We start from the raw sequence: 25,209 nt of genomic DNA on the forward strand, positions 1-25,209 counted from the left end.
CGTCCCTGTCAGTAATATATAAGAGTGCATAACTTCAGCCGGCCATCCGGAAAACTGCCTGTGACCGAAAGAAGCTATGCACTCTCTGTTTGGTAAACCAATCCTTAATGATACAAAAGCATGAAACATAAAATCTATCTTCTTATAGGTCTCCTGTTGTCCTCATTCTCGATCTTGCAGGCCGAAGACGGAAGCCGTCTGTGGCTCCGGCAACCACAGAATGCGCATGCACAAGTCACAGCCAACAAGCAATCGCCTACCATCGACCTTGCTATCCGGGAACTGCAACAGGCATGGCAAGGAGCCCCTGTAACCCTTGAGCTGAAAAAAGACAAGCAGTTGGACAAGGACGGATTCCGCATCCGGCACACTTCGGACGGACTGACCATTACTTCGCCCGGCGAAACCGGCCTACTGTACGGAGCCTATCATCTGCTCCGATTGCAGGCCCTTCAGAGCAACGACCTGAAAACAGACAACGAAATCATCGAAAACCCTGTCTATCAGCTCCGCATCCTCAACCATTGGGACAATCTGGACCGCACCATCGAACGCGGATATGCCGGCAAATCCCTTTGGAACTGGGACGAACTGCCCAACACACTTTCCGACCGCTATGAAGCCTATGCACGCGCCAATGCCTCCATCGGCATCAACGGCACAGTGCTCAACAACGTAAACGCATCTCCACAAATATTGTCTGCTGAATACCTGCAAAAGGTAAAAGCCCTAGCCGACGTCTTCCGCCCGTATGGCATACGGGTATATCTGTCCGTCAACTTTGCCTCGCCCATGGTACTCGACAGCCTGCCCACCGCCGATCCTTTAGACAAAGAAGTCATCCGCTGGTGGAAAAACAAAGCCAAAGAAATCTACAAACTGATCCCTGACTTCGGCGGATTCTTAGTGAAGGCCAACTCCGAAGGGCAGCCCGGCCCTTGCGACTTCGGACGCACGCATGCCGAAGGTGCCAACATGCTGGCCGATGCCCTGAAACCTTATAAAGGCATCGTCATGTGGCGCGCTTTCGTTTACAGTCCTTCGGATGCCGACCGCGCCAAACAGGCCTATCTCGAATTCCAGCCATTGGACGGACAGTTCCGCCCGAACGTCATCGTGCAGGTCAAAAACGGCCCGGTCGATTTCCAGCCACGCGAACCCTACAGCCCGCTGTTCGGCAGTATGGAGCATACGCCCCTGATGGCCGAATTCCAGATTACGCAGGAGTATCTGGGACACTCCAACCACATTGCCTATCTGGCTCCCATGTGGGCAGAGTTCTTCCGCTTTGTACCGGCCACTTCGCTGAAAGCCATTGCCGGAGTCAGCAACATCGGTACGGACGCCAACTGGTGCGGATATCCCTTTGCGCAAGCCAACTGGTACGCCTTCGGCCGTCTGGCATGGAATCCGCAACTCGGTTCCGACGAAATTGCAGACGAATGGCTGAAGCAAACTATTTATAAGGAAGGAGTAACGGATATCAGCCCGATTCATGCCGACCTGAAGAAGATGATGCTCGAAAGCCGCGAAGCCGTCGTTGACTACATGATGCCGCTTGGCCTGCATCACCTCTTTGCCTGGGGACACCACTATGGTCCCGAGCCCTGGTGCCAGGTGCCCGGTGCGCGCGCCGACTGGCTGCCGAGCTATTATCACAAGGCCGACGCACAAGGCATCGGCTTCGACCGCAGCTCGACAGGCAGCAATGCCGTAGCACAATATCCCGACTCGCTGGCCCGTCTCTACAACAACCTCGCCACCTGTCCCGAAGAATACCTGCTGTGGTTCCACCACGTACCCTGGAGGCACACAATGAAGAGCGGTCGTACCCTTTGGGACGAATTGTGCCGCCACTACGATGCCGGTGTGCAACAGGTCAAAGAGTTCCAGAAGACATGGGACAAAGCCGAGGCATTCGTCGATGCAGACTGCTTCAAGGATGTACAGTCGCGCCTGAAAATCCAGGCACGCGATGCCGTCTGGTGGAAAGACGCTTGTCTGCTCTACTTCCAACAATTCTCGCAAATGCCCATACCCTACGACATCGAACGCCCCATACACGAGTTGGACGACTTGGAGAAAGTACAACTCGGTATCAGCAACTACGAATGTCCTTCGGGAGAACTGCTGAACCGCAACAGATAAAGATAGCCACCGTAAGATGACTGACTTTAGAAAACTGTGATTATATTTGCAGCGTTAAACCCACAAAACAATAAATATAATATAGTATGGAAAAGACTTGGAGATGGTTTGGTAAGAAAGACAAAATCACGCTCGATATGCTGCGCCAGATTGGCGTAGAAGGTATTGTCACCGCTCTGCACGATGTGCCCAACGGTGAAATCTGGACCCTGGAGGCCATCAACGACCTGAAAAGTTACATCGAAGCGCACGGCCTGCGCTGGTCGGTGGTAGAAAGCCTGCCCGTATGCGAGGCTATCAAATACGCCGGTCCCGAACGGGAACAACTGATTGAAAACTACAAAGTAAGTCTGGCCAATCTGGGCAAGGCCGGCATCAAGACCGTATGCTACAACTTCATGCCGGTCATCGACTGGATACGCACCGACCTGCAACACCCTTGGGCCGACGGGACTTCTTCCCTTTACTTCGACCGCATCCGCTTTGCCTACTTCGACGTCAAGATTCTGCAACGCGAAGGAGCCGAAGCCGACTATACCGCCGAAGAATTGCAGAAGGTGGCCGAACTGGACAAAACCATTACCGAAGCCGAAAAGGACGAACTGATTGATACCATCATCGTCAAGACACAAGGCTTCGTCAACGGCAACATCAAGGAAGGCGACAAGAACCCCGTGAACATCTTCCGCAACCTGCTGGCTTTGTACAAAGGCATCGACCGCGATGCCCTGCGCGAGAACATGCGCTACTTCCTGGCAGCCGTTATGCCGGTGTGCGATGAATACGGTGTCAACATGTGCGTTCACCCCGACGATCCTCCCTTCCAGGTGCTGGGTCTGCCACGCATCGTAACGGACGAGGCCGACATCGAATGGTTCCTGCAAGCTGTGGACAATCCGCACAACGGACTGACCTTCTGCGCCGGCTCGCTCAGTGCAGGCGAACAGAACGACACCCGCGAACTGGCCCGCAAGTTTGCCAAGCGTACCCACTTTGTGCACCTGCGCAGTACCAAAGCCATGCCGGGCGGCAACTTCATCGAAAGCTCGCACCTCGAAGGACGCGGACATCTGATCGACCTGATCCGCATCTTCGAGCAGGAGAACCCCGCACTGCCCATGCGCGTAGACCACGGACGCACCATGCTGGGCGACGAAGACAAAGGCTACAATCCGGGATACTCCTTCCACGGACGTATGCTGGCCCTGGCCCAAGTCGAAGGAATGATGGCTGTAGTCCGCGACGAACTCAGTCGGAAATAAGGTACAGATACCCCTTTTATAAAACACTTGTACGGCTCGTGAGCGACACTTGCATGGCTCGCGAGCCGTACTTGTGTTGTTCACGAGCCGTACTTGTGTGGCTCACCACCCCCTCCAGAAGCCTCAGAAAGGCATCTTTCAGAACAGCGGTTTCCCCTCTTCCAGTTTCTTCAGCCTCAGTAAAGCCTCGATGTAATAATAGTCTGCATAAATAATGGAAGCATCTATCTCCGACTTCGCAGGCCAGTGCCCTGTCGAATGCAGCAGAAAGGCTGTATTGGTCTTCCTGCTTTGATACTTCTCCGAGCTAAGGCTGGTCAGCATCCGCACGGCAGAATCCTTGTACGCACTTCCCCGTTCGGCCGGCAAGTAAGTGGACAACTCCAACAAAGCCGAAGCAACCACCGCGGCAGCCGACGCGTCACGCGGAGCCTCGGGAATGGACGGATCGTCGAAATCCCAATAAGGTACAGCATCTTCCGGAAGGCGCGACAGGTAAACATCGGCTACTTTCTGCACAAAGTCCAGATAACGAACATCTTTCGTCTCTCGATACATCACCGTAAAACCGTAGATGGCCCATGCCTGTCCACGTGCCCACATGGTGTTGTCTCCGTAACCCTGGTGAGTCACTCCGCGCAGGAATTCACCGCTCAGCGTGTCGTATACAGCCACATGATAGGACGTATAGTCCGGACGGAACTGATACTTCATGGTACGGTCGGCATGCGATATCGCTATGTCGGCCAGGTAAGGGTTGCCTCCGTTTTTCGATGCCCAGAACAACAGTTCCAGATTTATCATGTTGTCCATAATCGTGTTATATCCGCCAAACATCTGCACATTGCGCGGCCACGACAGTATGGTGCCTGCTTTGGGGCGGAACAAAGTGGCCAACGTATCGGCTGTATCCAGAATCACCTGTTTGTACTCCGGATTGCGGGTCAAACGATAGCCGTTGCCATAGCTGCAAAATACCAGAAAACCCAGATCATGATCGTAGGCCGGTTTCTCGGACAGAAACTTCAGCGAAGCCGTAAACTTCTCGGCTTCCTGACGGATGCTTTCGTCCTGCGTATACTCATAATCGTACCACAGCACACCGGGCCAGAAACCACTGCACCATTCTTCGCTGGTTGCCTTACGGCAGTTCCATCGTGTTTCACCTTGCAGAATATTACGGGGCATCATCGTGTAATCCGTCACTCCGTTTTCATCCTTCAGGTCTTTCAGCGTACGTTCTACCTGACGGCTGCAATAGTCCAACTCATTGTCCGCACTGAATGTACGGTCGGAAACCGAGCAAGCCGCCAGCAGAAACATCCCCATGCTCATCCCAAAAACTAAATTCTTCATACCTTTTTCAAACTTTAATCTTTATATATCTTTCATTTACTCACACGAAACCAGTCAACGTCTACCCAGCCACGTTCCTTGCCATAAGGAGTAACGCTGAACAGGCCTAGCTTGGCACCGATCCATTTCCCCTGCCGGGCCGTAAACGGTGCCCCTGCCTGCATAAACTTCTTGCCGTCGAGGCTGTAATAGAAGCGGCATACAGCTCCCTTGCCTACCTGCACACGCAGAAAAATATCACGCTCGTAGTTGGGATGCAGTCCGGCCTCAAACTTCCGGCTCACCGGTACTTCGGCCAAGGTAACAACCGTCTCTGGTGTCCCTTGTTCGGCATCCTTGCAGACGGTTTGCTTCAGCACAAATGCTTCTCCCTGCTTTTCCACACCGATGCGGCAATAGTCCCAACCCATCACTATCAGGCCCGACTGCTGTCCGTCGTCCTTGGCCGATACCTTCAGTTTTGTGGTGACAGTAAACTCCTCGGCCGGAAACTTCTGCAACAGCAGGTTGGGAACCTCCCAACAGTTCACGAAGTGCTCCGACAGGATGTGCGAGTAAATACGAATATATCCCAGATCGGAAGTAAAGCCAAAACAATCCTGATAATTGGCATGCCACTCCCACTGCAGTCCCAGCTTGTGCGAATCGAACTCATCACTTTCCACCGGAGTCTGTACCGGCCAGTTGCGTCCTACATCCGGCTTGCGATGCCGCTTCACCGGCTCGCCACAACCATCGCCATCCTTGTCTGTCCCGATGACAGGCCAATTGTCTTTCCACTCCACCGGGTTCAGATGGATAACACGTCCGTACGCACCTTTATCCTGAAAGTGCACGAACCACGACTCACCGGAGCGGGTTTTCACCCAGCCTCCCTGATGCGGACCGTTAATGTCGGTACTTCCCTGTGCCATGACGATTTTCGATTCGTACGGACCATACACATGTTTCGAGCGCAAGGCTATCTGCCAGCCTTCAACCACTCCGCCTGCCGGAGCCAATATATAGTAATACCCATTGTTTTTATAGAATTTTGCGCCTTCCACCGTATGGTTCACTCCGTCGTTACCGTCGAACACCAGTACCGGTTCGCCAATTACCTGCGTACCTTCCGCATTCATCTCGCAAATGGTAATGATGCTGTTGAATCCAGCCCGACTGCCTGCCCAGGCATGAGCCAGATACACCTTTCCGTCCTCGTCCCATAAAGGCGAAGGATCAATCATTCCCCGACCGGCTTTCACCAGTACCGGTTTCTCCCACTCGCCCCTAGGGTCTTTGGTCTTCACCATAAAGATTCCCCAGTCCGGATCGCCCCAATAGATGTAGAATTCGCCGTTATGATAGCGGATGCAGGGCGCCCAGACTCCTTTTCCGTGCTGTGGTTTGCGGTAAAAATCCTTCGGTTCTACCTCCTTCAGGGCATAGTTGACCAATTGCCAGTTGACCAGATCCTTGGAGTGCAGAATAGGCAAACCCGGTGTACACTGAAAGCTGGAAGCCGTCATGTAGAAGTCATCGCCTACCGCACACACGTCGGGGTCAGAATAATCGGCATGAAGCACCGGATTGACATACGTTCCGTCCGACTGATCGGACACCCATACGTCCGATACGTATTGTGCTTCCGCATTCATTTGCCAACTACCCAACAGGGCCAGTACCATTATCAGTCTTTTCATATTCTGTTATCTCTAAAATTGTTCTGTGTCTGATGTCATCCGGGGATGTGTCAAAATAAAGAATCACTTTCCTTTAGGAACGGATTACACGGGAATTCACGGATTATTCTTCTTCTTTCCCCGTATATTCCGTGTAATCCGTGCCTAAAAGTCAGCCCCTCCTCATATCTGCTCTATTCAGCATCCTTACACGATATAATACGAATAACAAAGCCCGGACACTCAACGCCGCATACAAATAAAACCAGCATCGAACAAACCGTCCGTTCCGTTACAGTTTCATGTTCTTCCGATACTTCTTATACTTCCCGGTCTCTTCCCCTGTGGCCGGCACCAGACGGATGGCAGCTCCGCCACGGGGCTGTAAGGTGAAATGCAGACGTTGCGAGGCATCTACCAGCAAATAAGTACACCGCACGTGTGTCCGCGTCTTTACCTCTTCCCCGCCATCGGTATAAATATAGGCCAGATACGGCTTGCCTTTGTCCAGAAACGAAAGGTCTACTGTCTGTTGCGAACCTTCGTTGTTGGTCATGGCGGCTACAAACCATTCTTCTCCCTTACGTCGCGCCATCACGATGCCTTTTCCCGGCTCACCCGAAAGCACTTTGGAGTCGTCGAACACCGTCTGAAGATGTTCGAACCATTCTATCTCGGGTTCGCCCTGATAGAAGGAAGGACGGTCGTACCAGAAAATCGTCTGCAAAGGACTGTAAAAGATCAGCGACGCAGCCAGCTGATGGGCATGTGTGTTCTTCAGCCGTTTGTCGTAGTAACAGATTGTATAGTCGGCCGCTCCGTTTATCATGCGGGTGAAAGGAAGGATGGTGTTGTGCGTAGCGTCGGGAAACTCCTCGTTGCCACAGATACCTTCCTGTGTCAGCAGATTCGGATACGTACGGCTGAAACCCGAAGGACGGAACTCGTCGTGAATGTTCATCAACAAATGATTCTCGGCAGCCAGACGAACCAGGTCGTGCAACCACGTGGCCCAGCGATGGCTGGCATACTGCACAAAGCCCGACTTGACACCGACAATGCTCCACTCGCGCAACAACGGAAAAAGTTCGCGTGCCTGTTTCATCAGTGCGTGCTGGTTGACGTACAGCCAGATGCCTACACCTTTTTCCCTGCCGTAAGCCACCACACGCGGCATGTCGACTTCGGGCACTACCTTTGTAGCATCGCCATCGTGCGAAGTGCAGGGCATGTACCACTTCCAGTCGAACAGCATGTAGGGAATGCGGTGCTCCGCACAGAAGTCGATGGTGGCTATGGCTCCTTCGGTCGTAATAGTTGTTTCACGCATAATTTTGCCCGGCTTCACCCACTGGTCGGCATCGGCTATTGCACAGGGAGGATTCAGATTCTGTATGATGTCGTTATGCTCCAGCAGGTCGCCCGGACGGTCGGCTGCCATAATCACTTTCCAGGGTGTGGCATAGTAGGTCACGATGTCCACAGGACTGTACATGACAGAAGTAAGCGTGTTGCTCTTCTCTTCCGAAGCGACAAACTTGGTCAGACACCAGTCATCCACATCGGCATCGGTCAGGGCAGCCCATATTCCTCCGGGCAGTTCCAATGTCAGTGCTCTTTCTACCGGACGTCGGATATCCCCTACGGCTAAACGTTCGAACCGTGCCTGCGCCCACTCTTCGGCCCATGCCATGCTTCCGGCCGGAAAAGTATATTCCGTCAGATCGGCCACCACCTTGTGGAAAATGGCTTTCGGATGCTCCGGAAAATAATAGCGGAAAGCAATTCCCTCGTTATAAGCCCTTACTTCGATATTCAGCCGGTATTGCGATCCGTCTTTCTTCGAAAGATACATTGTAGCCGAACGGTAACAGTCGCGCACCGTGCTTCGTTCCCCATAAAGCGGATGCCAGGTACGGTCGGCCAAAGGGAAATAACTCACCGAGTCGACTTCCAGATTGTCCATCCAGCAGTCCGGTTGCTTCAGGCTACGTTCGCCAAGCGCCATTTCCCACACACGGTTGTCCATATCGAGTCCGGCACGCGACTCACCGAGCACCGTTTTTCCTTTATAATCCACCCGGTAACACAGTTCGTTGACTCCCGGCGACACTGTCTTCTGCCAGAAAGCGATACGATGTGTTCCGTCGGGCGAAGCAAGTTGCAAGTCTTTCTCTTCACCGGCCCATAATGCAGTGGCAGTAGCCAATGTCCACAGAAATAATCCTATTCTTTTCATATCTCAATGTATATTTTTCCAAGTATTCAGCTTTTTAAAATTAAAATACAACGAACTTATAAACTCACTTATATTTAATCTGCATAGATAAATACGAATGAAAAAACAAAAATTACCAAACAAGCTTAAAGAAATATCAGAGAATGATATAGAATGAACTTCCATTATAAACAACCAATCTTACTTTTTCAGGAACCTGTATTCCTTCTATTTTATCATCACATTATCCCTGGACGGAACAAATTTTCTTCCATTCTCTTTCCAGTACAGTTCCAGACGGTCAGCCTCGTCCGCCGTCAGATGAATGACAGCTCCATGTTTGGGAGCATTGAAATTGGTCGACTTCATCACACCGTCATTAAACCGTCCCAGATTTTTAAACGTTACAAAATCGGTTGTTTCCGTAAATCCGAAATTATGTGGTGTAACGCTGTATACATCATACATCAATACCCATTTCTCCTCTCCGATCCGTTTCCATACGGTCGGTGCCTCACAAGCCTTGGGCTCAAAATCGTACCATTTAGAATCGTATCTGTATCCTCCGTTGATACGGTCTGATACCGCCTGCTTGATACCCGGTGTCCCATCATGTGCTACATAGAACAGATGATAGCGGTCGCCCACCTGTGTTATATCTCCATCTATGGCCGAAATGTTTTCATCGGGATACTCGTAAAGCAATTGAGGCAAACTCTCTATCTGATTAAAATCATCGTTTACATATACATAATACAACTTATTCCTTTCATTACGGAAACGCATGGTATAATATATCATCAATTTCCCTTTCTGTTCGTCAAAACAGATTTCCGGTGCCCAGGCACAACCTATCTCAGACAGTCCGGCGGTCAGTTTGTCAAAACGGATGTTGGCACGGTTCCAGTGTATCAGGTCCCACGACTTCATCAGAACCAGTCCTTTGTTATTTCCCCAGCCATAAAGTTTTCCATCACGTTCCCATTCTGTATCCCGATAACCGTCTCTTTTCGCAAATACATGCAAGTCGGTCATAGCAAGATAAAACGCCCCGTCCGGACCACGATAGATGTAAGGATCGCGAATGCCCCGCTGGCTGGCAATAGTGTCACCAGCCAATACCGGTTCTCCACCATTCAAAGCCGTAAACGAATATCCGTCGCGACTGATTGCCATATACAACCCATGGGTTTCATCCTTATGGAATACCATCAGATAAGCACTCATGTTTTTTTCCTGCGGCACCGCATTCTTATATCGGAAATGGCTGAATCCGGCTTCGCCTTTTCCCATACTTACCAGACCGATTCGCAATGCATAGAAGCCTTTGTAGACATTGTGATGCATGCCAGACACGTCGATGTCCTCGGCTATGGCAGTCCAGTCTTTCCGATCCTTACTAACCCAAACAGAAACATGATTTCCCTGATTTTTAATCTTGACAGAGAAGTTCCGTCCGACAGTATTAGGGACTTCCACCGGTTTATCTGCATGACGGTAGACGGTAAACACCTTACCGTCGGAAACAAGACCGGCATAAGCCTGCTCATTATAATACAATACCAGCCCGGCTTTGTTTCCCTTGCCTGTCTGTACGTCGACTTGAGTCTCATAATTCTTGTCTTCAGCTGTCACCAACAAGAGGCGTCCGTCCGCTGGTGTTTTTCCTTTCGCATCCAGCCACAGGGTATTCTTGTCGAACTTCAATGCTTTCGGAGCATACTCCTTCCAGAAGGTCCACTGCATTCCCAATTCCGGACCGGCAAAATCGTCCGACAGCTTTATTCCGTGTTCTATATCAGACTGACTGTCAAGACGGGATCTCGGTTTCTCTGCCGTACGGCACCAGCCGTCCGAAGTCCATTCTATCGGTTCAACCAATGTCTGTCTTCCCAATGTATGGTAGCCGTTGGCATAAGCATGATAGACTACCCACCAGTTGCCGTTTACGTCATCAACCAGCGTACCGTGGCCTTTCGACCACCAATTGTCGTTTGCACTATACGTATGTACCAGCGGATTGTACGGAGAGTTTTCCCACGGTCCCAGCACACTTTTCGAACGGGCCATTACTATCATGTGGCTTGTAGCAGGACCGGCTGTTCCTCCTTCGGCCGAAACCAGGTAATAATAGCCGTCGTGGAAAAACAGCTTTGGCGATTCCAGATACATGCCTTCTGTAACCCAGTGCTTGGGAATCGGCCAACCGTCATACACCTTCGTCACTTCGCCACTGACCGAAAGTCCGTCCTTCGACAAAGGAACGACTTTGCCTTCAGACACATAAAGAAATCGATTTCCGTCCTTATCTACGATATGTCCCGGGTCAATGCCTCCCACCTTCAGATCGACAGGTTCACTCCAAGGGCCTTGTATCCGGTCGGCCCAAATCACCCAATTGGTACCTGCCGCCGGATAATAGATATAATAGCGTTCGCCATACTTGACCAAATCGGGAGCCATAGCAGAGCCTTGCCATTCCGTCATGGCACGACAAACGGGTTCCCAATGTTCCAAATCCTGAGAATGCCAGATTAAAAAGCCCGGCGCATAATAGAATGGAGAATGTGTCATGTAGTAATCCTTGCCATCGCGCAGAATGCTCGGATCGGGATAATCACCCGGCAAGATACATTTAGGATACTCTTGCGATTGCACTTGCCACGACAAGAACACAAAAAGGAGAAAAAGAAAATTTGCTTTCATAAAAAAGATACCAGTTAAATAGGTTATTTTATTATCACATTTATACACAGCACTTGGGGAGGCAGACAGCCACCTACCTTTTTTAGGCAAAAGCACAACAGGAGCGTATATGAATCTCTGCCCTACTTCCAACTGCTTGCTTGGGTTTTACGCAACAGGCTCTTGTCTCAACAGTTTCTCACAGCTATGAGAAAGTTATTCTCACAAGTATGAGAAAACTATTCTCACAGTTATGAGAAAAAGATTCTCATAGGCATGAGAAAGAAATTCTCATTCAGTGAGAATGTAGTTCTCATGCTTAGAGAACGACCCAAAGTCAGTAAGACAAGGAAATAGCAGGTTAAGATAAAATCCGAAACCTGAATTTATATACTATTACGAATAAGCTCCTCCGTACGCTCAATGAGAAATGTCCGATTAGCGGCGGCCAGCTTGTTATTGAGGAAGATTCAGCAGCCTCCGGTTATCCAGCACGGTCTGCTGAGCCACTTGCTGTATGTATTCCGCCAGTTCGGCATCGAGGTCTGCCGTATAGGTTGTCTGATAATGACGCTGAAAAAGAGTGGAAAAGATTACGTTGGCTGCCAGGTAGGTTCCCAAGACAGAGGGGTGACTACCGTCCGGCCAATACAGCGACTGATAGGGACGCTCGGCCCGAACACGCTTCCAAGCCATCCCGACCGGTGCACACCAGGCATCGTTCTGATAAGCCATTTCCAGATAACTGGTTATCAGCCGATCCTGCATGCCTTCATACGTATCTATCAACGGATATGCTTCATGCGGCTCCTGACAGCCGTCTTTATGTCCCCACGTCATATAAAAGATGACATGTGCCTGCGGATTGTACACATGAACCAGACTGTCCAGCTGGCGGGCATACGAATAGGTTTCCCGTTGCACAATGGCGGTCGGCTTGGCGGGAGCGGCGCTCTGCTCCTGCAAAATCACATAATCCCAGTTCCCCTTCCGGATAGCTTCCTGTTCCTCCTTCCGTTGCAAGTGCTTTTTAAATGTACACCCACCAGGGGTATAAGCCTGCCAGGCAATGTTCATCCGATGGTCCACTGCAATGTTCCGGGCAATCTTCTGCACCATGAGCGGCAAGTCGTGATAGTAAGTATAACTGTTCCCTATATAGAGTACACGTACAGAGTCCTTTTCGGTCTGCGCACACAACGAGCCGACGGATTGCACCAACATACAAATGAAAATAAGAATGACTTGTTTCATAATCATATATTTTAATGAGTTCGGACAAAAATAAGAAAAAAGTCTGATTGTCCGCAACCAGGCAGAAGACAATCAGACTTTCTTATCGCAATATAAACAAGCAGGGATTACCAGCCGGGATTCTGCTTCAACTGGCTATTCAGACGCATTTGTGTTCTTGGTATCGGAGAGAGATAGTCGCGTTGGCTGAAAAGCAAGTTACCTGCCAAAGTAGCGATGGAACGTCCATAGTCAGGATCGTCCGGTCCACTTCCTTCGTAAATACCGTAGAGCAACGGATATTTCTCGGGATAATAGCAGGGTTCACCAAAGTAAGTAGCATCGTTGGCCTTTTCGGTCTCGTAGGCAGTACCCAAAATCTTATGACCCAGTTTCTGTCCGGTCAGGTTGATGTGGGCAATACCCCAGCGCTTCAAGTCATCCAGACGGAAGCCCTCACCAAAGAGCTCGCAAGCACGCTCGCGGCGTATCTCGTCCAGCATATTCATCTTCTTACAGATGGTTTTTCCGGTAGCGTGGTCAAACCAACCGGCATCCCATACGTTAGCAATCAATGCATTGGTCAACGGAGCCACACGGGCACGAGCACGATTCTTGTTAATAGACTTATCCAAATCCTCATCCGAAATCGTTCCACCATTCAGTTCGCAAGTAGCTTCGGCGTAAATCAGGTGTACTTCGGCCAAACGGATCAACGGATAATCGGCCGATTCCGTTTCACTGGGTCTGCCTGCACCTTCAATCAGGAACTTGCGGCTACCATAACTGCTGGCGGTAGAGTTGTTGCGAAGAGTCGGCTTAAACACGGCACAAGTGCTGCTGTATGCAGGATCGCTTGAATCATACACGTCATTGTTCTTGGGGAATACCGGATCGGGATAAGGTTTACCAGTCTCCGTCAGCTGTCGGCCATCTTCCGGACGGCTGCTCCAGAATGTCCGGTCGGGGATGGACATACAGCAACCGATGAAACGATAGTCACGGTTGCGGAACTCACCCACAAACGTATCATAACCCTCGAACTGGGGATTGTTCTGTGCATCCTTCATGTCGCCCGTATAGCTGATGCGGATAGGCAGACCGTTGCGGCAGAGGAAGGACTCGCCGAAGCTGGAACTGATGTTGGAACCCTGCCAGGTAGCCACGGTGTGTGAGAGGTTGATGCCACCACGTCCCAAATCATAATCGTACTTCTTGAAGAAGATGAACTCCTTGTTGGTACTCTTGCCTGCACCCATGAAGTTAGGAATGTTGCCCGCACCATCGTCGATATTGAACAGATAGAAGTAGCTCAGGCTATCACATTCGTTCCACAATTCGAAGGTACCGCTCTCGGCCTCGTCAATCACTTCACCTGAAAGGCGTTTGGCCTCGCTCAACATTTTCTCGATGCTGTAGTATCCTTCCGGTTTGGCTGTACCGGCACCAGTGTTCACACCGTCTCCGTCCAGGTCGTAACCAATGGTCGGTACATATTTCTCCCATGTTGCCTCGTAAAGCAGTACACGGGCCAGGAAAGACTTGGCGGCTTCCTGGCTGACCTTTCCTTTGGAATCAGCAGGAATATTCTTTTCCTGAGGCAACATCGGAATAGCCTTTTCCAGGTCGGAAATAATGAATGCAGCGACTTCGTAACGGCTCTTGCGCGGACCGTAAAGCACTTCATCGTTGACGTCAAGTACATGATCGACAATGGGCACACCACCAAAGATACGTAACAGATAGAAATGCTGCCATGCACGGAAGAAGTAAGCCGTACCTACCGACTGGGCAATTTCTGCCTGATCGCCTGTATATTCTGCCGCCTTCTGCAACAGAATGTTACAAGTACGGATATGACTGTACGGTTTATCCCACTGATAGTTGCTTTCAGGAGCCGAACCGCCTCCATTACTACCCAATCCGGAAATATCCAGATTGCGGTCCATGCTGTCATAATTTGCCTGATTGTTGTAATTCTTCCACGCTTCTACATTGTAAAGCGCATTGGCAGCCTGCTCAAAATGCTCCGGTGTTTTGAAGACGATAGCTTCCGTACCCTGTGACAAGGGTTCCTTATTCAGGAAATCGCTACATGCCGTCAAAGACAAGGTCATAGCCGAAGCCAGAAATATCTTGTTCAATATTGTTTTCATATTTCAAGTTTTAAGAATTTAGTTAGAAAGTTACGTCCACACCAAAAGTCAACAAACGGCTGAAGGGGAACGTGTTGTTTGAAGCCTCACCATTTTCCGGGTCATAACCATCTTTCACTTTGGTCCATTCCCACAGGTCATCGCCCGAGAAGTAAACCCGCACCTTGTTCAGTCCGGCCTTGGCAATCCATTGTTTGGGAAGCGAATAACCTACTACCAAAGACTTCAGACGGATGTAACGGTTGTTCTGTACACTAGCATCCACGTTGTTATAGTTGAACTTGTTGAAGTTCTGGTCACGCGAAATAATCGGATATTCAGCATCTGTATAATCTGGCGTCCATGTCTTGTTCAGGAAGGTACTGTTCTGCAGCGTGTAATTTGTTACAAACGGAGCATAGACATTACCCGTTCTCAGAATATTCTGCTTGCCTACGCCCTGGAAGAAGGCTGAAAAGTCAATACCTTTCCACTCAAGACCCAACTTAATACCGAATGTCAGACGCGGAGCGGCATCGCCGGCATAATACAGGTCCTCGGTCGTAATGGCACCATCACCATTCAAGTCTACATAGCGGCGGGCACCCGGACGCAAGCGGTTGGTACCTGTTTCGGACGGAGCCGGCAGGATGTTGTTAGCTTTAGGGCCTGTGCGATCGGCATTCCAGTAATACATTTCATAGTAAGCGTCCACTTCTTCCTGAGTCTGGAAGATTCCGTCTGTCTGGTACACATAGATGGCATTCAACGGTCTGCCAACCAAACGGTTCGTGTTCTTACCCGGATCGGGCACGTTTTCATTGTTCGTCAACTCCAGCAATTCAGTAGATGCATCGGCCAGCGAAGCACCGATGTTGTATCTTACCTGTCCAATCTGGTCGTTCCAGTTCAAGGCTATTTCCCAACCTTTGGTACGCAACTTACCGTTGTTGGTCTTCGGAGCAGATGCACCCAATACAGAAGGATACGTTACGTCGATGAACATACCATCGTTGGTCTTCACAAAGTAATCGAACGAACCTCTCAACCGATTGCTCAACACAGCAAAGTCAACACCTGCATTGTGGCTGTAAATGGTTTCCCAAGTACGTTGGTCTGAAGTCATGTTGGCCACCCACAACGAAGTATGTTGAGTAGCTGTAGTGCCAAACAACGTAGTACCGGTACTAATAGTAGAAAAGCGTTCGTAATTGTCGATACCGTTCACATTACCGGTCTTACCGTAATTGTAACGCACTTTCAAGTCATCCAGCCAGTTGATGTCCTTCAGGAAATTCTCCCGTGAGATTCTCCAGAAGCCGGAAACAGAATAGAAGTTCTTCCAACGTTGCTCTTTGGAGAGTTTCGACGAACCGTCACGACGTGCCAACACTTCTACCGAGTACTTGTCATCGTAGATATAGTTCAGACGTCCCAAGTAGGAAACAAAACCCCATGAGCTCTGTCCACCACCAGCCGACTTGGTAGCTCCGTCAATCCATACATCCAAATCCGTCAGACCAGATCCCGGATAGAGAGGACCCATACCACGTGAAGCACTTACCTTTTTATAACTTTCCTGTTCGGCCGTCAGACCCAACATGGCAGACAAACTGTGGACTTCGGCAAATGTGCGCTCATAGTTGGCATAACCTCCCAAAGTCACATTCTCCCAGCGTTCCATCTTTTCTTCCAGCGAACCGGGTCCCTGCTTGTTTCCGGTCTGTGTGCCTACCCAGTCGTAATACTGCACCTTATTCTTGGCAGTCTGTGTGGCACGCTGAGCCAGTTTATAATTACCCGTAGCAGAGAAAGAAAGACCCTGTACCCATTTGTTGAGGTCGAGCGTCACCTTGCCGTTGGCACGGAAATTGGTAAACGAGTTCTTTATCTGTCCACCCTGTGTCAAACCACCAACCGGGTTACGGTTTCCACTAAATGTATCGTAAGCATCGCCGTTCTGGTTATATACAGGCCAGAACCAAGGGTCGAACCAACCCGCACCGACATCGGTCGAAGGAGTGGTAATGTCGCGCTTCTCATACGACATGCCGGTCTCGAACTTCAGGAAATCGTAAGCCTGATAATCCATGTTCAGTCGGGCACCGTATTTTTTCTCACCATCTTCGGCTATCTTCAACTGCGAATTGGCATCCGAATAGCTCAACGAAGCATAGTATCCGAATTTGTCATCTGCACCGGAGATGGTCACTGCGTGACGTTGTGAAGTAGCACTACCATACAATACATCCTGCATATAGACATTCGGATCCCAGCGCTCTACCTTGTCGCCGTTCTGCAAAGTCAGTACCCGGCCTGCACGCAGGGCGTTGAACAGTGTCTCCCCTTTATATACAACCGGATTACCAGTTGTCGGATCTACATCCGAAGCATCCAGTGTCGGTCCTCCAAACGAATTGAATATCCACCAGTTGATGTTCTTATGTACTTCCTCCGGCGTACTCAGGCTGGGATTTGCAGCTATCGCATCGTAGTATTGAGCCTGATAGAACATGTCCAGCCATTCACTGTTGGTAGTAAACGAAGGCTGAATACCGGTAATAGAACGGCTGATGGCGCCATTATAAGTCACCTGCGCCTTGCCTTTCTTTCCACGTTTCGTAGTAACCAACACAACACCCGAAGCAGAACGGGCACCGTAGATGGCGGCCGAAGCGTCCTTCAACACAGAGATGTTCTCAATATCATTGGCATTCATGGCGTTCAAGTCATCCAACGAACCGGACATACCGTCAATGATCACCAACGGATTACCATCACCGTTGATAGAAACATCACCACGAATCTTCATAGAAGCATTCTCACTACCCGGACGGCTAGACGTACGCGTAATGACCAGTCCCGGAACCTCACCCTGTAAAGCTACAGTAGCATTGGTAATACCTTTATTGCTGAAAGCCTCTTCACCTTTTACCTGTGTGATAGCACTCGTCAGTGATGCCTTCTTCTGCGTACCGTAACCTACTACTACCACTTCTTCCAGCAATTCGGAATCTTCCTGCAAGGTTACATTATAATCGTTTTGAGCACCGACCTTGATCTCCACTGTCTGGTAACCGATGTAAGAGATGACCAACGTGCCCGAAGCATTGTTCAGCGTAAAGTTACCGTCAATATCGGTTATCACACCGTTTGTCGTTCCTTTCACCATCACGTTGGCACCAATAACAGGTTCGCCGTTTTTATCCAGAACTTTACCTTTCACAGTCTTTCCGCTTTGCTGTACTTCCTGTACCACTTCTACCGCCGCACGTACCTGCGATGCGGGATATAGGGAGGCCGCACATAAGGCGGCAACCCATATAAATTTCTTTCTCATGATGTAAAAACGTATTTTTATGTATTCGTATTAGATTTACTCTTCTGCACCATAGACATTCAAGTCTGCCAACATGGCTTGCGAACCCGTACCTTTGTGTTCGGTACCGAAGTACACCTTAATATATCGGGCACGGGGCGTTGTAGGCAAGCCGCAAGACTGAGGCACGTCGGTATTGGGATCGAAAGCAAAATCACCATGATCGGTCCACTGCCAACTGTCCGAATTGCTGGGATCGGTCGCACCGGCTTCCGTACAAGTATAGATATGCTGTCCTTTCTGTCCACGGGCATCTCCCTGACGACGGGTCAGTTCCACGCTGGCAACGGTTACTTCCTTACCCATATCCAGAATGAACCAATGCGGATAGTTGGTAGCCACTTTCCAGGAAGCATGCCAATAAGTATTCAGACTGCTGTCTATCATCGAAACTACACGTCCGTTCTTCAGGCCGTCTTTATCGCCTTCGCCCTGTGCTTCCTGAGAGCTGTAGCCGATGGTTGCGTCATTCGAATTTTCATTGTAACCGGGGAAACTCCATAAAGAACGGTCTATCTTAACTGCCGGTATCGGTGTAATCGTCTTCTCAATCGGTTCGGAAGCATTCTCGTACTCATCTTCTGCACTGACTCTGACAACGCACTCACCCTGCAGGAATTCGTTGTTACTGTCCATCAGCATTACTAACTGTGTGCCTTCACTGTTGGCTGGCACCTCGAACTTGGTGCTTCCTGTCTTGCTGGCATCACTTGCCTGATGGTATTCCAATGCTATCAGTACCGTCGTATTGAACTCATTCTTATAGTTCACCAATGTACCGCCCAATACCGGACTCAGTGTAATGGTCTTCACCACTTCCAGATAAGCCGGAGCACCGGGAGCAAACGATACTTCTACCGCACCGGCATTATTTCCTTTCACCGAGCAGGCATACAGCGAAAACTTGCATTCGTCCGTACTGGCAAATCCTTTCACGGTGGCAGTTGAAGGTTTGTCTTTTGCTACCAGCACATACTTCTCTTCACCTTTGGAATTAGTGTAAGAAATCTTGGTGTACATGAAGCTGGGACTGTCAGGATTGGTCCAGCTCAAGGTAACCTCACCCGGACCGGCAACTGCCTGCACATTGGTGACCTGGGCAGGAGCCGAATTGTCAATCGTAATCCGTCCCTCCTCATCATTGCAGGAATAGAAAACGGATGCCACACAAGTGGCAAACAGGAAAAGAAGCAGACTTCTTACCTGTAGCAGATTCAATGATCCATTTTTCATAAACAATAAAATTAAATTAGATTTATGTTATTAACTCAATTCTTTCGCATCATCCGACCGAAGTCTTTTTTTCAGATACATTGTCTGATAAATTCACGTACCGTCTTACGTCCCAGACGCAAATGATTTTCCACCGTACGGATGGAAAGTTGCAGTTCGGCAGCAATCTCGGGAACGTCTTTGTCCTGAAAGCGTTTCATAGCATACACTTTCCGGCGTTGTTCCGAAAGTTTGTTTAAGGTGTATCGCTCTAAGGTCAACAAATCTTTTACCACTACACGACTTTCTACATCTTCTACCGACGTCGGACAGCAGTCATATATATAATAAGAGGTATATTCCTGCTTCAGTCCACTACGACGCCAATAGTCCACCAGCAGATTGGAAGCGATGGTAAAGATGAAACTCTTCACCGTCTCGGGACGAAGCATCGGTTTGTAGTCGAGCAGACGCAGGAAGACGTCCTGAGTCAGGTCGCGAGCAGTCTCCCAGTCGTCTATCCTATTAAATAGGTAGGCATGCACAGGCCGTGAATATTGCCGGTAGGAGTTGGCAACAAGTTCGTTGGATGTGGTTTTCATGTCTTCCATGATTCTTAGTTTTTGTAGGTTCAAATTATACAATTCATCGCGCCCTCTTTCTGAGGAGCTCAATGCAAAAATAGAATGAACCCGAGACATGAAAAACAAAAAGAAGGCGGAATACGTATCACGCATAAGCATGATACAACCTTAAGAATATATACTGATTATCAATAGCATACAACAGTATCACAAACGAGTGATACTCGACGAAAAAAGAGAGAAGTATCTAAATTCTCCTCCTTCTGGAAGGTTGTTCTCCCCCGATAACGGGGGAGTTAAGAGGGGGTGAGTACCCGAAGGGGGAGGTGGTAGGTGAAAACATAAAGTGTTAATATGCAGAGTGGCGTAAAACCTAACACCCCGCCCGTTGGGCACCCCTCCTTCCAGAAGGAGGGGAATCAAATACTACAACTAAGTTTCGACACCCTCAGCCAGATACCATTATTGGGTTTTGGCACCCTCCTACAGAACAGTACAGACTTCAGCTTCTAACATAAATCTATTGGTGATGAAATGAAGGGAATACAGATTAAGGAAACCCTTTCCTTTAGACACAGAAATTACACGGAAATACACGGATTAATATTCATTTTCTTCCTCCGTGCTTTCCGCGTAATCCGTGCCTAAAATATCAAAATGCGGTCACTTCTGTTTTACCACCCCTTCATCGTAGGGGCAGCCCGAACCTATTCATGTTTTACAAAGCTGTAAGTACCGGACTGGAGTTCTAGAATTACCCACCCGTCGCGACAGGTCAGCTGCTCCACACCACGACTGCCGCGGCATAACTTCCGGCCACTTTCGGTGAGGCTGTCAGCAGAATCTGCACGCAGGTAAAGCGTGGCCGTAGTGTTGGCGGGGATGCTGAACGAGTAGTGCACGCTGCCGTCGTCGGCCAACTGCCACTCACTGCGGATGCGGCCATAAAGAGAATCGTAATATCCTTTGGCGTATTTCATCTGTCCCGTCGGGTCGGGAGTGGGACGAAGCACAAAATGATGGAAGCCGGGCGAAGCCTCATCGCACTGAATACCCAATGAATAGCCATACATCCAGGCTCCCACCGCCCCGAAGGAATAGTGGTTGAAGGAGTTCATGCGATTGTTCTCGCCGAAACCGTCGGTGTGGGTGTACGAGTCGAGCCGTTCCCAGATGGTAGTGGCACCTTGCTCCACCAAATAAAGCCACGAAGGATAGGAAGTCTGTTGCAACAGGCGGTAGGCCACGTCATCGTACCCGCCGTCCGAAAGTGCCTTACAAATCCAGGCAGTTCCGATGAAGCCCGTCATCAGCGAATAGGGCGGACACTGCCGACCGTTGTCCGCCACATTGGCACGGCTAACGGTATGCGCCAGGTTCGCAGCGAAGCGGGTCTTCAGGCTGTCTTCCACCAATCCGAAAGCCAGCGGCAGCACGTACGAGGCCTGTATGTCCACCGCTTGCCCTTTGGCAGGACCGTCAGCACCGGAAGCGATGGTCTTGCCTGTCGTAGGACAAATATAAGTGCGACGGAAGAAGTCGAGCCGTTCTTTGTAAAGCGAACGGTAGCGCTCCGCATCGGTCTCACGCCCCAGCAGGGCAGCCACCTTCGACATGATTTCCAAATCGTAGAGGAAGTAGGCCTCCCACATCAGGGTCTTGTCGTTCTTGTTGTCCTCGGGGCCGAGCCAGTCGCCCAGGTTGCCCCACACCTTTTCCTGCACCAGCACGCCAGTCTGTGGGTCGATATTCTTGGCTAGCACATAGTCGATATAGCGACACATGGCCTCGTAGTGTTCGGCCAGCAGGGCGCGGTCGCCATACTGCCGGTAGACCTCCCAGGGCACGGTGATACCCGCGCTGCCCCACAGCAATCCTCCGAAGCCTACTCCCATCGGCGCCACGTCGGGGAAGCGACCGTCCTCGCGCTGCACATCGCGCATAGCGCGAAGGTAACGGCGTAGAAACTGTCCGGCATCCGTCAGGTAAGTGGACGTGCGCGAAAAGACAGAGATGTCGCCTGCCCAGCCCATACGCTCATTGCGCTGCGGACAGTCGGTAGGGATGGAAAGGAAATTGGCGTAAGTGGACCATACGATATTCTGCCACAGGCGGTTGACCTTTTCATTCGAAGTTTCGTAGTGGGAAGTCAGACGGTCTACCGAACTGAGCACCACGCCGCGGACAGCCTCCACAGGCAGTGCCCGGTCGATGCCGGTAATCTCCACATAGCGGTAACCGTGGAAGGTAAAACGAGGCGTGATGGTTTCCCGTCCACCACGGGTGGTATAAAGATCCTGCGCCATGGCTGCCCGGATGTTTTCGAGCATCATCAGGCCTGTGTTTCCGGCATAACGGGGCAGGTCGGGATATTTCACCTCGGCAAAGCGCAGGCAGATTTTTCGTCCGGGCTCCATTCCCTCCAGCGTGATTTCGGGCACGCCGGCCATATTCTGCCCCATGTCGTAGACAAAGACACCCGGCCGCACCTCTTCCACCGAACGTGCCGTCAGTTTCCGCACTGCTCTCACCGTCTGCCCGTACTGGGCTACGAGCTGGAAGCGGGAATAGTCGTCCACACGCGGTGTGTTGCCCCCGCCCACGGTGCTGACGTTGCCCGCCGTCGCCACTTCTACCGCAGGAAGCCAGGCCGAGTCGTCGTAACCGGCCCGTGCCCAACCTTCGACAGCCTTCTCACGGGTAGCGTCGTAGACTTCGCCCTGGAAGAAGCTGCCGTAAATCACCGGCCCGCCGGTGAAGCACTTCCAGGTGTCGGGCGAGGTGACAATGCGTTGCTCGATACCATCGTCATAGGTCAGAACAAGCTGTGCCAGCAGCGACTGACGGTCACCGAAGAAATTCCAGTTCTCGCCCGTATAGGTGGCTCCTCCGCTCCACCAGCCCTCGGCCAATACGGCACCTAAGGCATTCCGGCCTTCGGTCAGCAGGGAAGTAACGTCGTAAATCTGATACAGATGGGTCTTGTTGTATTGCGTCATGCCGGGATTGAAGTAATCGTTACCCACGCGTTGGCCGTTCAGGTAGATTTCGTAGATACCCCGTGCCGTGACGCACAGGCGTGCCTTGCTGAGCTTCGCCCGTCGGGTGCTGAACTCCGTACGCAGCATGGGCGCGGCATTGCGGCTGGGATTCACCAGATAATAGCCGTGTGCCGACTGCTCCAGTCGCTCCTGTTCCATCTTCACCAAAGCCAGACGGTTCTCGGGACTGCGAAAGTTGCAGATTTCGATGTTTGCTTCCTCCAGGTCTGTCGGACGGCCAACGCTGAACCCGACATCGCCCACCACCGGAAAAGCGATGAAGTCACCACCCCGCCCCAACGGATTGAGATTTTCCTCACCCAAAAGTGTATCGTCCTTATAGAAACGGGTAAAGCCCAAATCGGAATAGAGGGTAAAATGCTGGAAGGCATGCATCCGGCTTTTATCAAGCACAGTAAGCGGTATTTCAAAAGAACGGAGAGGAACGTCCGCACGGTCGGCAGCAGCGTACCCTGCCCGATAGACATTCAGACGGGCGGCACGGCCGGAGTCTAATGGCGCAAGGTCGAACTCTACCTTTATATAAGAACTGTCACGCCCGTTCTCCAAGTGCTCCAGATTCATGTTGGCATCCATCAGCCGGCGGTCGTTGGCACCGTACACGAAAGCCAACTTGCGCGAAGCGGCTCCCTCGCGCAGGCGGAAAGTGAGGTTAAGCTTGAATACAGGCAGGTAAGGCGAATAAAACATCCGGTCATCGTCTCCCCCACCAATCCAGCGGGCTCCTCCCCAGCCTTCCACGCCGTCCGTGGTGAGCAGGCTGGTTTCGAAGTGGGAAGTCTGTTGCAGGCGCCGGCCTTCGCTGTCCCACACCGTCACCCGCCAGTCGTAACGCGTCAATGGTTTCAACGCTTCGCCCTTATATTCAATGTTCTGCGAACGGCTGTCCTTCACCCGACCCGAGTTCCACACCAATGTGCCATACTCGTCCGTCACTTCCAGTTGGTAAGCCACCTGCCGCAGTCCGCGCACGGTGCTGTCGCCCACCATACGCCATCCGAAACGCGGACAGCTTACATCGACAGCCAACGGCATTTCCACATATTCCACACTCATTCCTTCCAGCCGCGGAACGCGTTCATCGGCACAGACACCTGCTGGCAACAGGCAGAACAATAGTCCCAGAAACATCGGGAAGAAGATTTTCCAGCTCATAAAGCAAACAATTTATCAGTTTTTGTTTTTCAATAGAGGCATCCTCTGTAGTTCACTTTACAAATATAAGCAATCGGAATTGAAAAATGAAAGAAAAAACATGGTGAAACGTATCTTTCACAAACATGAGACTTCACAAACAATTAGCATTGATTATCAAGCATATACAGAAGTCTCACAAACGAGTGAGACTCGCGGTGAGAGACGGTGAAGCGTGAAGTTTCACCATAATCATCACATCACCAGCGATTTACACGAAAGGTGAAGGTGTGAAGGCAAATTCGGGAAAACTATTCTCAAAACGGGGTGAAAGGATGCCTCACAAATGACACGGATGAAACTGACACCCGCCGTTTTCACCCTACCCATCTGAAAAGCGAAATGGTGAAATGAAAAACAAGTAAACGGATTGCCGAGAAACAATGCAAGCACGGCTCACAAGCAATGCAAGTGCAGCTCACAAGCAATGCAAGTGCGGCTCGCAAGCAATGCAAGTGCGGCTCACAAGCAATGCAAGTGCGGCTCACAAGCAATGCAAGCATAGTTAGAGTGCTAAAGAGGGACTTGGGGACGCTAAAGAGGGAGTTTAACGGAGCCATATCAAATATCACCTGTATATAAGTCTACCCGTTGAAACGTAGCTGTTTATTCCCATATTCTACCGAACAAGGTTTTATCCGACACGATAATGGATGCTTTTCCTTTCATGCCTTCCTGCATGAAAGATACTTCTTTCAGCGACAAAGTAAAACTGAAATAGTTGCGCCCGCCACGGTCGATTGTCCGAGGAGAAACGGTGGTGACAGTTCCCTGCAGATAGCCGTATTCCTTACTTGTATATCCTTCCAGTTCTATTTCCGCCTTCATGCCCGGTTTGATTTGCGTAATGCAAGCATACGGCAGTTCTCCGGTGGCAATGACTTGTTTTTCCCGGATGCTTGTCAGGGTGATATCAGTTTCTGTCGTTTCGGGATAGGGCACGAATGCCGCCACTGCCAGCAGCAGTGCCACGATGACGCCAATGACACCGATTCCGCTACGTATCAGTACCGGAGGAATTTGTCCGATGATTTTCCGCACCTGTTCACTTCTGAGTTCTATGTCTTTATTTTCCATACC

The 25,209-nt window shown here is 50.5% G+C and carries 13 protein-coding genes; 2 read left to right on the forward strand and 11 right to left on the reverse strand.

The annotated features are described in order from the left end of the window. The first annotated feature begins 120 nt into the window (after positions 1-120). Both Q3C19_RS03705 and uxuA read left to right on the forward strand, forming a co-directional pair. The gene (locus Q3C19_RS03705) at positions 121-2,148 is read left to right on the forward strand and encodes an alpha-glucuronidase (protein WP_302727298.1); all 2,028 of its coding nucleotides are present in this window, start codon (positions 121-123) and stop codon (positions 2,146-2,148) included. Between the two features lie 86 nt (positions 2,149-2,234). Further along, entirely contained in the window at positions 2,235-3,410 is a 1,176-nt protein-coding gene (gene uxuA / locus Q3C19_RS03710; protein WP_287641578.1) for a mannonate dehydratase, read from the forward strand. 138 nt (positions 3,411-3,548) lie between these two features. On the opposite strand, the gene Q3C19_RS03715 is transcribed toward uxuA, so the two are convergent. The 11 genes from Q3C19_RS03715 to Q3C19_RS03765 all read right to left on the reverse strand — a co-directional run bounded on the left by Q3C19_RS03715 (position 3,549) and on the right by Q3C19_RS03765 (position 25,206). Further along, positions 3,549-4,766: a glycoside hydrolase family 88 protein gene (locus Q3C19_RS03715; protein ID WP_071150010.1), complete on the reverse strand. Its 1,218-nt coding sequence runs from the start codon at positions 4,764-4,766 to the stop codon at positions 3,549-3,551. Between the two features lie 32 nt (positions 4,767-4,798). Continuing rightward, entirely contained in the window at positions 4,799-6,448 is a 1,650-nt protein-coding gene (locus Q3C19_RS03720) for a glycoside hydrolase 43 family protein (RefSeq protein WP_302727303.1), read from the reverse strand. A gap of 271 nt (positions 6,449-6,719) precedes the next feature. After that, positions 6,720-8,666, reverse strand: a complete 1,947-nt coding sequence (locus Q3C19_RS03725) for a glycoside hydrolase family 97 protein (protein ID WP_302727305.1) — start codon at positions 8,664-8,666, stop codon at positions 6,720-6,722. A gap of 207 nt (positions 8,667-8,873) precedes the next feature. Next, the gene (locus Q3C19_RS03730) at positions 8,874-11,351 is read right to left on the reverse strand and encodes a family 43 glycosylhydrolase (RefSeq protein ID WP_302727307.1); all 2,478 of its coding nucleotides are present in this window, start codon (positions 11,349-11,351) and stop codon (positions 8,874-8,876) included. Positions 11,352-11,786: 435 nt separating this feature from the next. Next, complete coding sequence (locus Q3C19_RS03735; protein ID WP_277120264.1) at positions 11,787-12,584, reverse strand: DUF4886 domain-containing protein; 798 nt, start codon at positions 12,582-12,584, stop codon at positions 11,787-11,789. 107 nt (positions 12,585-12,691) lie between these two features. Continuing rightward, positions 12,692-14,719, reverse strand: coding sequence for a RagB/SusD family nutrient uptake outer membrane protein (locus Q3C19_RS03740; protein WP_071150015.1), 2,028 nt, complete (start codon positions 14,717-14,719; stop codon positions 12,692-12,694). Positions 14,720-14,741: 22 nt separating this feature from the next. Then, a complete protein-coding gene (locus Q3C19_RS03745) occupies positions 14,742-18,038 on the reverse strand; it encodes a TonB-dependent receptor (RefSeq protein ID WP_302727310.1) in 3,297 nt (1,098 codons plus the stop codon). A gap of 36 nt (positions 18,039-18,074) precedes the next feature. Beyond that, on the reverse strand, positions 18,075-19,310 hold the full coding sequence (locus tag Q3C19_RS03750; RefSeq protein WP_083381054.1) for a DUF4959 domain-containing protein: 1,236 nt from the start codon (positions 19,308-19,310) through the stop codon (positions 18,075-18,077). 71 nt (positions 19,311-19,381) lie between these two features. Further along, positions 19,382-19,900: a sigma-70 family RNA polymerase sigma factor gene (locus Q3C19_RS03755; protein WP_302727313.1), complete on the reverse strand. Its 519-nt coding sequence runs from the start codon at positions 19,898-19,900 to the stop codon at positions 19,382-19,384. A 680-nt stretch (positions 19,901-20,580) separates the two neighbouring features. Continuing rightward, entirely contained in the window at positions 20,581-23,991 is a 3,411-nt protein-coding gene (locus Q3C19_RS03760; protein WP_302727351.1) for an alpha-L-rhamnosidase, read from the reverse strand. A 744-nt stretch (positions 23,992-24,735) separates the two neighbouring features. Further along, positions 24,736-25,206, reverse strand: coding sequence for an HlyD family efflux transporter periplasmic adaptor subunit (locus tag Q3C19_RS03765; protein ID WP_277120274.1), 471 nt, complete (start codon positions 25,204-25,206; stop codon positions 24,736-24,738). Positions 25,207-25,209: the final 3 nt, after the last annotated feature.

It is taken from the genome of Bacteroides sp. ET489 (assembly GCF_030518095.1).
GTDB classification, from domain to species: Bacteria; Bacteroidota; Bacteroidia; order Bacteroidales; family Bacteroidaceae; genus Bacteroides; species Bacteroides ndongoniae.